The organism is Corynebacterium sp. (assembly GCF_030532195.1).
Taxonomy (GTDB): domain Bacteria; phylum Actinomycetota; class Actinomycetes; order Mycobacteriales; family Mycobacteriaceae; genus Corynebacterium.
In genome coordinates this window covers 59,342-71,428 of the sequence record NZ_JAUNLP010000008.1, presented here as the reverse complement: position 1 = coordinate 71,428, position 12,087 = coordinate 59,342, and the positions used below count along the sequence as shown (strand labels likewise).

The window sequence follows — 12,087 nt, the reverse complement described above, 5'->3', positions numbered from 1 at the left end:
TCGTAAAGCAGTGCACGAGCAAAATCGCTAGATTAGATTGTTCTGGGCAGTGTCAGTGAGATGCTGCGCGGGGTAGTAGACGTCAAAAGGAGTCAATGTGTCGGAAATGGGCAGGCAGGTCGCGGAGCCGGTGGGCGACGATAAGTTGGATTACCACGCACTCAACGCGCTGCTGAATCTGTACGGTGAAGACGGCAAGATTCAGTTTGATAAGGACCGCATGGCTGCGCGGCAGTTCTTCTTGCAGCACGTTAATCAGAACACTGTCTTCTTCCACAACCTGCGGGAGAAGCTCGATTACCTGGTAGAAAACAAGTACTACGAGGCTGAGGTTCTGGAAAAGTACGAATTTGAGGACGTCAAGGCGCTGTTCAAGCAGGCCTACGCTCACAAGTTCCGGTTCAAGACCTTCCTGGGCGCGTACAAGTATTACACTTCGTACACGCTGAAGACTTTCGATGGCAAGCGCTACTTGGAGCGCTATGAGGACCGTGTCTGCATGGTCGCACTGACGCTTGCCGACGGAGACCTGGGGCTCGCGCAGCACCTGGTTGATGAGATCATCACGGGTCGTTTCCAGCCTGCTACCCCTACCTTCCTCAACTCCGGTAAGGCCCAGCGCGGTGAGCCGGTGAGCTGCTTCCTGCTGCGTATTGAGGACAACATGGAGTCCATCGGTCGCGCCATCAACTCCTCACTGCAGCTGTCCAAGCGCGGCGGTGGCGTGGCATTGCTGCTGAGTAACCTGCGTGAGCAGGGCGCTCCGATTAAGCACATTGAAAACCAGTCGTCCGGTGTCATCCCGGTCATGAAGCTGCTGGAGGACTCCTTCTCCTACGCCAACCAGCTGGGTGCTCGCCAGGGTGCCGGTGCGGTTTACCTGCACGCGCACCACCCGGACATCATGCGCTTTTTGGATACCAAGCGTGAGAATGCGGACGAGAAGATCCGTATTAAGTCGCTGTCGCTCGGCGTTGTCATTCCGGACATCACCTTCGAGCTGGCTAAGCGTAACGACGACATGTACCTGTTTAGCCCGTACGATGTTGAGCGCGTCTACGGCAAGGCTTTTGCGGACATCAACATCTCCGAGAACTACGCGGACATGGTGGAAGACCCGCGTATTCGCAAGCAGAAGATCAACGCGCGTCAGTTCTTCCAGACCATCGCTGAGATTCAGTTCGAGTCCGGTTACCCATACATCATGTTCGAGGACACGGTCAACCGTGCGAACCCGATTGAGGGCCGCATCAACATGTCGAACCTCTGCTCGGAGATTCTGCAGGTCAACACTCCATCGACCTTTAATGCAGACCTGTCCTACGAACACGTCGGTGAGGACATCTCCTGTAACCTCGGTTCGCTGAATATTGCGATGACCATGGATTCGCCGGACTTCTCCCGCACTGTGGAGACCGCTATTCGCGGCCTGACTGCAGTCAGTGAGCAGACGTCCATTGATTCCGTGCCGTCGATCCGCAAGGGTAATGAGGGCTCGCACGCAATCGGTCTGGGGCAGATGAACCTGCACGGCTACCTCGGCCGCGAGAAGATTATGTACGGCTCTGAAGAGGCGCTGGACTTTACCAATGCCTACTTCGCAGCGATTCTCTACGCAGTTCTGCGTGCCTCCAACAAAATTGCTCGTGAGCGTGGCCAGAAGTTCGTTAACTTTGAAAACTCCGACTACGCCAGCGGCAAGTACTTCGATGGCTTCGATCCGGCTGAATTCCAGCCGAAGACCGAGCACGTCAAGGAAATCTTCGCCAATTCCACCGCGCACATTCCGACTGCACAGGACTGGGCGCAGCTGAAGGCCGACGTTATGGAGTACGGCCTGTTCAACCGAAACCTGCAGGCAGTGCCGCCGACGGGGTCGATTTCCTACATCAACAACTCGACCTCGTCGATTCACCCGATTGCCTCTCGTATTGAGATCCGCAAGGAGGGCAAGATCGGCCGCGTGTACTACCCAGCACCGCACATGGACAATGACAACCTGGAGTACTTCCAGGATGCCTACGACATCGGCTACGAAAAGATCATTGATACCTACGCGGTTGCTACCAAGTACGTTGACCAGGGTCTGTCGCTGACGCTGTTCTTCAAGGACACGGTCAGCACCCGTGATCTCAACCGCGCGCAGATTTACGCATGGCGCAAGGGTATTAAGACTCTGTACTACATCCGCCTGCGTCAGGTCGCGCTGGAGGGCACCGAAGTTGAGGGCTGCGTCTCCTGCATGCTGTAGCAGCATTGTGGCCAGCATTTTGTTTGCCGAGTCCGCCGGCTAAAGGGCAACTAAAGGGCGCGAGAATTCTTCCGAGTAATGGAGGGTTCTCGTGCCCTTTTGTTATGCGCGTTGATATGCGTGTTTATATGCGCGTTGCGATGTGCGCCTTACCCCATTCAGGCGCGGTTTAGAACAAATGTAAATATCAGTATTGACGAATGTAATAAAGATAATTAACCTGGTCAATGACAGGTAAAAGGTCACTTAATCGGTTGATAGTGCATGGCTGATTAAGTCCAGAGTTGCACAGAAAACTGCGCGTTCGCCACGCAAGAACCGTCGTTAGGCGGTATGCGCATCATTGAACCCACGCGAATGTGGGGGAAGGGGATGGAAGTCATGTCCGATCAGTCCGCTAAGAGCACTCCGCACATTAACCCGAAGGGTGCGCCGATTGCAGAGACCATTTTGCTGCCGGGCGATCCGCTGCGGGCAAAGTTCATTGCTGAGACCTACTTGGAAAATGTGGTGCAGTTCAATGACGTCCGCAACATGCTCGGCTTCACCGGTACCTACCAGGGCAATGAAGTTTCTGTGATGGGTTCGGGTATGGGCATTCCGTCGATCTCGCTGTACTCCTGGGAGCTTATTCATGTGTTCGGCTGCAAGAAGCTGGTCCGTGTGGGCTCCTGTGGCGCGCTGCAGCCGGAGCTGGATCTCTACGATGTTGTGATTGGTCAGACTGCATCGACGGATTCCAACTTCCTGTCGCAGTACAACCTGCCGGGTACTTTCGCACCGGCGGCATCGTTCCGTCTGATTGAGGATGTCCGTGATCGTGCACGTGAACAGGGAATTAAGACTCACGTTGGCAATATTCTCTCCAGCGATATCTTCTACAACTTCCAGGGCGATGTGAATGACCGCTGGGCACGCATGGGTGTGCTGGCTGTGGAGATGGAGTCGGCTGGCCTCTACGCCACGGCTGCTGAAGCCGGCGTGGAAGCCATGGGTATTTTCACCGTGTCGGACAACATTGCAACCGGTGAAAAGACCACTCCGGAGGAGCGCGAGAAGGCGTTCACCACCATGATGGAGCTGGCACTGCCGCTGGCTCGCATCTAGTTCACTTCTTTAAATCGGCTCGTTTTTTGGAAACTAGGTAAGTGCGATGAGCAAGCCCACGAATTCTGCCGGCGCAGGCGAGAGGTCAGCCACTAGCGCCGCACCAAACCCCAAGGCCGCAGTGCCGGTCCTGCTATTTTCCTTCGTCTTCTGTCTTGTGCTGGATAATGGCTTCAAGTTCATGACGAAGCCGATCGCGGAGTCGCTGGATCTCAGCGTCTCCACGGCAAGTTTGCAGGCCACGCTAGCCGGTATTTTGATTGGTATCGGCGCGGTGGTCTACGCCGCCCTGGCGGACAGCATCAGCATCCGCAAGCTGATGATTGTGGGTATTGGCTTCGTCGCTGTCGGTTCGTTGCTCGGCTACTTCTTCCAGGATGTCTGGCCAATGGTGCTCACGGCCCGCATTATTCAGACGGCGGGTCTGTCAGCAGCAGAGACGCTCTACGTCATCTATGTCACGAAGTACCTCGATGCGAAGGATCAGAAAACCTACCTCGGTTTCTCCACCGCCGCTTTCCAGGGTGCGCTGCTGATTGGCACGTTGACCTCCGGTCTGGTGGCCACCTACATCTCATGGCCGGTGATGTTCCTCATCGCACTCATTCTGGTGGTTGCTATCCCGTTCCTTATTAAGACGGTTCCGGAGGAACAGCAGCAGAAGAGTCACCTGGACATCTTCGGCCTCCTCTTGGTTGCTGCAATTGCTACCGCAATCATGCTGTACATGCAGCACTTCACCTGGGGCTGGCTGATTTTCATCGCCCTGGCTGTTGCACTCTTTGTCTGGCATATCCGCGCCCATGACAACGCTTTGGTGAGCCCGTCGTTTTTCACCAACGCACGCTACGTCACCGTGCTGATTGTCGTCCTGGTGGTCTACATGGTGCAGCTTGGTTACTCCGCCATTTTGCTGCCGTACATGGTCGACGAGCTCTACGGCATTAACCTCGACGGTGCCGCCTACATTCTGGCTCCTGGCTATATCTGCGCCGTGATTGTCGGTGTGATGTCGGGCAAGATTGCCAAGTTCTTGAATTCGCGCCAGGCTATCATCTCCGCAATCGCCCTGGTGGTCATCGCGCTTCTGATTCCGGCAATCTTCCCGGGTGCTTCGGTAGCGACAGTTGTCATTTCGATGATTCTGTTCCCATCCGGCTTCGCGCTGATGTACGCGCCGCTAGTCGCAACAGCACTGCAGAACATTCCTGCGGCCAAGTCCGGTGTGGCAATCGGCTTCTACAACCTGACCATCAATATCGCAGTGCCGGTTGGTATCGCACTGACTGCCTTGCTTGTTGATTCCCGCCCGACCTTCTTCAGGGCTCTGTCTCTGGCGCAGTCCGGTTCTGAAAACGTCACGGCCACGATTTCTTGGATTCTCGCAATCATGGCCATTATCGGTCTTGTTGTCTACGTCATCTCCGATCGCATCATCAGCGCATCGGGTGCAGATAAGGACGCGGTCTACGTCTAGTGATGCCGCACGAGGCACATGGTGCTTGACGACGGAAGCTCCGTCGCCAAGCACCTTTTTCTTTCTGTGACGGTAGGGGAGGAGATGCCCGCCACAGCGGGGTGAGAATTTAACTTCTCGTGGGTATGCTGCATAGGGTAGTGGCTCCTCTAACTGGGAGCCTTAACTCTGCGGCCGCAAGTGGGGATTTCCCCCGGCGGTAGCTGCGCCGTCCTTCTTCTGCTATTTCGGAAGCACACCTTATATATAAGGAACAAGTTGAGGTCGGCGAAAATGACTGAAGAAAAGGGAGAGGTCTCCACGTGAATTTCGATGATTGCCCACCCTCGACTCCGGCACACCGCGAAAAGAACCCTGAATCTCGTGCGTGCCCAGTTGCAGCAATTGACTGGAACACTATTCCTGATGACAAGGATCTCGAGGTTTGGGATCGCCTGACCGGTAACTTCTGGTTGCCGGAAAAGGTGCCGCTGTCGAATGATATTAAGAGCTGGAATACGCTCAATGCGCTCGAGCAGCGCACGACTATGCGTGTTTTCACTGGTCTGACCATGCTGGATACCATCCAGGGCACGGTCGGTGCCGTATCGCTGATTCCGGATGCCCTTACTCCGCACGAAGAGGCCGTGTACACCAACATCGCCTTCATGGAATCTGTACACGCAAAGAGCTACTCGTCGATTTTCCAGACGCTGGCGTCAACCCCGGAGATTCAGGATGCTTTCCGCTGGGGCGAGGAGAATGAGTACCTGCAGAAGAAGGCCAAGATCATCCTCGACTACTACGAGGGTGATAATCCGCAGAAGAAGAAGGTGGCCTCCACGTTGCTGGAGTCCTTCCTGTTCTACTCGGGCTTCTATCTGCCGATGTACTGGTCGAGCCACGCGAAGCTGACCAATACCGCGGATATCATTCGCCTGATCATTCGCGATGAGGCAGTGCATGGCTACTACATTGGCTACAAGTACCAGCGCAATCTCGAGCGTCTAACACAGGCTGAGCGTGATGAGCTGAAGGATTACACCTTCGATCTCATGTTTGACCTCTACGACAACGAGATTCAGTACACGGAGGAAATGTACGACGAGCTCGGCTGGACTGAGGACGTCAAGCGCTTCCTGCGTTACAACGGCAACAAGGCTCTGAACAACCTGGGTTACGAGGGCATGTTCCCGGCTGACGAGACCCGCGTGTCGCCGGCCATCCTGTCGGCGCTGTCTCCGAATGCAGACGAGAACCACGACTTCTTCTCCGGATCGGGCTCGTCGTATGTGATGGGCAAGGCCGAAGTTACCCAGGACGAGGACTGGGACTTCTAACTAAGTAACCGCTATCCTCACTCGGGGGTAGTGGTGATAACTTGGATATTTCCTGGTCGGCGGGCATTAGCGCAGGTTAAGACAATTCTCAGGAAACTAAGACTGTGCTTAATTGCCTGCACAAATGGCCAGGAAAATGTCTAGGCCTTAACTTTTTCCCAGGTTCAGACTACAATCTGGCACATAGCGGTAGGTGGGCTTACCGTCGTGTACCCGCCTGCACTATTCTCAAAGGACAAAACTTAAATTTCCTGTAGTGGGTTACAGGAACACTTCGCGTAGTAAGGAGGAAGAATGACTGCAGTAGCGCCTCGTCCAGATCAAGGCGTTGTAGCGCCGGAACGGCCGCAGCCGTTCGGACATGAGCGTAAGGGCAGCTGGGCGTGGGAAATGCTGACCACGACCGACCACAAGAAGCTGGGCATTATGTACATCATTATGTCCTTCTCGTTCTTCTTTGTTGGCGGTTTGATGGCTCTGCTTATCCGCGCTGAGCTTTTCGCGCCTGGACTTCAGTTCCTTTCCAACGAGCAGTTCAACCAGATGTTCACCATGCACGGCACGGTGATGCTGCTGCTGTTCGGTACCCCTATCGTCTGGGGTTTTGCTAACTACATTCTCCCGCTTCAGATCGGTGCGCCAGACGTTGCGTTCCCGCGTCTGAACTCTTTCGGCTTCTGGCTGACCACCGTTGGTGGCATCCTGATGCTGTCGGGCTTCCTGACTCCGGGCGGTGCTGCTGACTTCGGTTGGACCATGTACTCCCCGCTGTCTGACCCGATTCACTCCCCGGGTGTCGGTTCTGACCTCTGGATCGTCGGTGTCGGTATCGGTGGTGTTGGTACCATCGCTTCGGCTATTAACATGACCACCACTGTTCTGTGCCTGCGCGCACCGGGCATGACCATGTTCCGTATGCCGATCTTCACCTGGAACATCCTGGTTACCTCTATCCTGGCTCTGCTGATCTTCCCGATCCTGACTGCAGCTGCTCTCGGCGTTCTGTACGACCGTAAGCTGGGCGGCCACATCTACGACCCGGCCAACGGTGGTGCCATGCTGTGGCAGCACCTGTTCTGGTTCTTCGGTCACCCTGAGGTTTACGTCCTGCTGTTGCCGTTCGTCGGCATCATCACCGAGGTCATCCCGGTGTTCTCTCGTAAGCCGCTGTTCGGCTACGCAGGTATGGTTTTCGCAACCCTGTCCATCGCAGGCCTGTCCATGGCTGTGTGGGCACACCACATGTTCGTGACCGGTGGCGTTCTGCTTCCGTTCTTCTCGTTCATGACCTTCCTGATTTCGGTTCCGACCGGTGTGAAGTTCTTCAACTGGCTGGGCACCATGTGGCGTGGCCACATGACCTTCGAGTCCCCGATGATCTTCGCTCTGGGCTTCATCGTGACCTTCCTGTTCGGTGGTCTGACCGGTATTATGCTGGCCTCCCCGCCGCTGGACTTCCACGTCTCTGATACCTACTTCGTTGTTGCACACTTCCACTACACCCTGTTCGGTACCCTGGTCTTCGCTTCCTACTCGGGCGTTTACTTCTGGTTCCCGAAGATGACTGGTCGTATGCTCGACGAGAAGCTGGCAAAGGTTCACTTCTGGCTGACCTTCATCGGCTTCAACATGACCTTCCTGGTTCAGCACTGGCTGGGCAACGAAGGTATGCCGCGTCGTTACGCTGACTACCTGGAGACCGACGGTTTCACCACCCTCAACATGATCTCCACTGTTGGTGCATTCATCCTGGGTCTGTCCGTCATCCCGTTCGTCTGGAACGTCTTCAAGTCCTGGCGTTACGGTGAGGTCGTTACTGTTGACGATCCGTGGGGTTACGGCAACTCCCTGGAGTGGGCAACTTCTTGCCCGCCGCCGCGCCACAACTTCACCTCGATGCCGCGCATCCGCTCGGAGCGTCCGGCCTTCGAGCTGCACTACCCGCACATGGTTGAGCGTCAGCGCGCAGAGGCTCACGTTGGCCGCCAGCTCTAAGAGCTAATGGCTAGCAAGGCTTATGCATTACTGAGTTAATAACTACGCGAAGCGAGGGTCCCACCACGGTTTTCCGTGGTGGGACCCTCGCCATTTCTATAGGGACATCTCCGCGGTGGGGAATCCCACACAACGCGTGCGTCTGGCGCACACTCTCACCCGAAATATCTCATAATGCTGATGCGATGAGCGCTTTATATTGTGTTCATGCGATACTGGATTAGTGAATGAACAGGTAATTTCTTCTTCCGACCAGTCCGCGACGTCCGATTCGCTCTCAGTAGCGCTGGCAACCGGGTTTGTTCCGGTGCTAATTACCGCTTCTGGCCATGATCGTCCAGGCGTCTCGGCTTCCTTCTTCCGTGTCCTTGCTGCCCATGGTGTGCAGATTCTGGATGTCGAGCAGTCCGTGTTCCGTTCCAACCTGAGCCTTGGTGCTCTTGTCGGTGTTGCTAAGGACAAGGTGGAGGTCCTGCGCGAAGGACTCATCGAAACCCTTAAGCCACACGGCATGACAGTCAAGGTAGATGTGGATGCCCCGATTGAACGCAGCGGCGTGTCCACGCACGCACTCGTAGTGCTCGGCAACCCAGTCAATGCTGAGGACATTTCTCGTATCGGCCGTACCCTCGCTGACTACGGTGCCAACATCGACTCCATTCGCGGTATCGCTGATTACCCGGTTACGGGTCTGGAACTTCTGGTCTCTATCCCGAACCCGAAGCCAGGCGCCGGTATTCCGCTGCGTGCCGCACTGGCCGAGCTGGCTCAGGATCAGGACATTGACATCGCAATTGAGCGCGCCGGTTTGCAGCGTCGCTCTAAGCGACTGATTTGCTTCGATGTTGACTCAACTCTGATCACCGGCGAGGTCATCGAGATGCTGGCAGCTCACGCCGGCCGTGAAGCAGAAGTTGCCGCTGTTACCGAGCGCGCTATGCGCGGTGAGCTCGACTTTGCTGAGTCGCTGCACGAGCGCGTCAAGGCGCTTGCAGGTCTGCCAGTTAGCGTGCTTGAAGAGGTCAGCCAGTCGATTGAGCTGACTCCGGGCGCTCGTACCACCATCCGCACTCTCAAGCGCCTTGGTTACAAGTGTGGCGCTGTTTCCGGTGGCTTCATCCAGATCCTCGAGCCGCTGGCTAAGGATCTCGGCCTGGACTTCTACAAGGCCAACACTCTGGAAATCGAAGATGGTAAGCTCACCGGTCGGGTTATCGGTGATGTCGTCGATAGGCAGGAAAAGGCTCGCAGCCTGAAGGAATTCGCTGAAAAGTCTGGCCTGCAAATGCACCAGACGGTTGCGGTGGGTGATGGTGCCAACGACATCGACATGTTGTCTGTCGCAGGCCTTGGTATCGCGTTTAACGCGAAGCCGGCTCTGAAGGAAATCGCTGACACCTCGGTCAACGTTCCCTTCATGGACTCGATTTTGTTTATGCTCGGTATCTCCCGCGATGAAATCGACGATGCTGACCGTGAGGACGGCACCTTCCGTCGCGTGCCGCTGGAGCAGTAGTGCCTGACGAACAATCACAGGCCGTCCCCGAATGGTTCCGCCTCGCCCATAGTCTCCTGCCGCAGCCCGAAAGGGAAGATTACGGTGAGGACACTCCCTGGGCGATGGCAATCGTGCTCGAAATCCCAAAGAAGGAGCGTCCCTCGCGGACAGCGCTGCTGCGTGCCTCCGCGAAAGCAGTTGTCGCGTGCTGCTTGGATGAGCGCGCGGGCGATTCCACTTCCGCGTTCCAAGAGGGGCTGACGTCCTGGTACGGCGCGCGCATCCGCAAGCTTTCGCGTCGCGCTCGCAATATTGGCTGGCAGCGTGCGCAGTTGGCGCCCGGCGTGACAGTCGATGTCGACGGCGCACAGGCACGAGCCCTCGTGCCGACTCCGGTCGACGAGGTTTATCCGGAAATTGCCAAACTACAAATTTCCGGCACCGATTTGCCTTACGACGATTCCCCGGCGCACAACCTTACCGCGAAAAGCAGTGCTTCTGGTGAGGGAGCTTTCCCGCCACCTGTGATTTGGGTGGATAAGAACCTGCACATGTCCGTCGGTAAAGTGGCCGCGCAGGTTGGGCATGGTTCGATGCTATACGCGGCAACGCTGTCGGCAGAGGATGCGTGGGCCTGGGCGCAGACGGGGTTTGAACTGGATGTGAAAGAAATACCGCACGAGCAATGGCCAGCGCCAGAGCTACGTGCGGTAGAAGTCCAGGATGCTGGGTTTACGGAGATTGCCCCAGGCTCGATCACCGTGGCGGTTACACCAGGGGCAGTAGCAGCCAGCTAAGCGCGTGCTGCCTCCATGGCCTTAAGATCCTTGCGCAGGATCTTGCCGGTTGCCGACTTTGGGATCTCATCCATGAATTCGACTACTCGCACCTTCTTATACGGTGCGACGCGGTCGGCAACAAAGTCCATCACCTCATCAGCAGTAAGTGACTTTCCATCCTTGAGCACCACATATGCCTTCGGAATTTCCTCACCATCGGAGCGAATGACACCACTGCAGGCGGCATCAGCGATATCTGGATGCTCGAGAAGCACGGACTCAAGTTCTGCCGGTGGTACCTGGTAGCCCTTGTACTTAATTAGCTCCTTGAAGCGGTCGACAATGTATGCATTCCCCTCCTTGTCGAGCTCCGCAACATCGCCTGTTCGCAACCATCCGTCGACAAGCGTTGCAGCCGTTGCGTCGGGATTGTTGAGATACCCCTTCATCACCTGGGGGCCGCGAATCCACAGTTCTCCGGACTTGGAACGTCCCGATTCCGGAACTGGGATTTCATCGAGGTTCTCAGTGTCGAGGTCCACGATTTTGTACTCGGTGTTCGGGACTGCTCGACCAATGGAATCCAGCGGGCTGTCGTGGCCGATGCGAATGTGTGCGGCAGGGGAGGACTCGGTCATACCGTAGCCCTGGGCCACGATGCAGCCGAGACGCTTTTCCACCTGCTCCGCCAAATCCAGCTGAAGCGAAGCTGCGCCGGAGAAGATAACTTCCAGGCTGGACAAGTCGAAAGAGTCAACCGCAGGGTGCTTGGCCAACCCAACCGCAACTGGCGGTGCGATGAACGCAAACTTGACCTTGTGCTCCGAAATGATGGATAGAAAATCCAGCAAATCAAACTTGCCCATCGTGTACTGGGTAGTGCGTCGCCAGAGGCAAAGGTTGAGCAGAGCCGTCAAACCGTAGATGTGGAAGAACGGCAAAATCGTAACCGCCGGGGTTGTCTCATCCAATGCCTCGACGGTTGCTGCTCCTGCCTGAGCCACGTTGGCAACGAGATTGCGATGTGTGAGCTGGACGCCCTTTGGCACGCCAGTGGTGCCAGAAGAAAACGGAATGACAGCAACGTCATCGGGAGAAACGTCTACATTTGGTGCCGCATGGCCTTCAGCAAGCAGCTCGCCCATGCCGTGAAGCCCCGTCAGGCCAATGATTTTGTCTTCCGGGAGCCCGGCAGCCTCAGCACCATTGGCGCCGGCCCAACCAATCGAAGATGTGGTGAGCATCATCTTCGCGCCAGAGATGCGTAGCTGGTTTTCGATGTCTTCTGCCGTTGCCAGCGAGGCAACAGTCGTGCAGATTGCACCTGCGCGAAGAACACCGTGCAGCGCCACTGCGAAGGTAGTGGAGTTAGGGCAGTGCAGGGCAACAACATCGCCCTTTTTAATTCCACGTGCAGCAAGAGCGCCCGCAAAGGCCTCAATGCTGGACTTCAAATCCCCGAAAGTTACTTCTGAGCCGGAGTCAACTACTGCGAGTTTGTCCTTGTGCCGAGGCTCAATTTTGCCAAACAGAAAGTCGAATAGAGAGGTTTCCGGAATATCGATGTTGGGAAGACTGCTAGTCAGCGGCATAGGGGAAAACAACCTTTCTGCACGTGCGTCAGGCTTCAGATGAATCCCTGGAAAAGGATCACCGTGTTA

General features: G+C 56.0%; 8 protein-coding genes. 7 read left to right on the top strand and 1 reads right to left on the bottom strand.

From position 1 onward, the window contains the following. The first annotated feature begins 106 nt into the window (after positions 1-106). From nrdE to Q4E11_RS09215, 7 genes are all read left to right on the top strand, one after another. Complete coding sequence (gene nrdE / locus Q4E11_RS09245; protein ID WP_303165346.1) at positions 107-2,251, top strand: class 1b ribonucleoside-diphosphate reductase subunit alpha; 2,145 nt, start codon at positions 107-109, stop codon at positions 2,249-2,251. A gap of 381 nt (positions 2,252-2,632) precedes the next feature. Continuing rightward, the gene (gene deoD, locus Q4E11_RS09240) at positions 2,633-3,358 is read left to right on the top strand and encodes a purine-nucleoside phosphorylase (protein ID WP_303165345.1); all 726 of its coding nucleotides are present in this window, start codon (positions 2,633-2,635) and stop codon (positions 3,356-3,358) included. Between the two features lie 46 nt (positions 3,359-3,404). Then, complete coding sequence (locus Q4E11_RS09235) at positions 3,405-4,835, top strand: MFS transporter (protein ID WP_303165344.1); 1,431 nt, start codon at positions 3,405-3,407, stop codon at positions 4,833-4,835. A gap of 302 nt (positions 4,836-5,137) precedes the next feature. After that, on the top strand, positions 5,138-6,154 hold the full coding sequence (gene nrdF / locus Q4E11_RS09230) for a class 1b ribonucleoside-diphosphate reductase subunit beta (protein ID WP_303165343.1): 1,017 nt from the start codon (positions 5,138-5,140) through the stop codon (positions 6,152-6,154). A gap of 294 nt (positions 6,155-6,448) precedes the next feature. Continuing rightward, positions 6,449-8,149: a cytochrome c oxidase subunit I gene (ctaD, locus tag Q4E11_RS09225; RefSeq protein WP_303165342.1), complete on the top strand. Its 1,701-nt coding sequence runs from the start codon at positions 6,449-6,451 to the stop codon at positions 8,147-8,149. Positions 8,150-8,372: 223 nt separating this feature from the next. Then, the gene (gene serB, locus Q4E11_RS09220) at positions 8,373-9,665 is read left to right on the top strand and encodes a phosphoserine phosphatase SerB (RefSeq protein WP_303165341.1); all 1,293 of its coding nucleotides are present in this window, start codon (positions 8,373-8,375) and stop codon (positions 9,663-9,665) included. Then, a complete protein-coding gene (locus Q4E11_RS09215) occupies positions 9,665-10,444 on the top strand; it encodes a peptidyl-tRNA hydrolase (protein ID WP_303165340.1) in 780 nt (259 codons plus the stop codon). The genes serB and Q4E11_RS09215 overlap by 1 nt, the downstream gene beginning before the upstream one ends. Here the strand turns inward: Q4E11_RS09215 and Q4E11_RS09210 are convergent. Further along, positions 10,441-12,018: an AMP-binding protein gene (locus tag Q4E11_RS09210; RefSeq protein WP_303165339.1), complete on the bottom strand. Its 1,578-nt coding sequence runs from the start codon at positions 12,016-12,018 to the stop codon at positions 10,441-10,443. The two genes, Q4E11_RS09215 and Q4E11_RS09210, sit on opposite strands and share 4 nt — an antisense overlap. Positions 12,019-12,087: the final 69 nt, after the last annotated feature.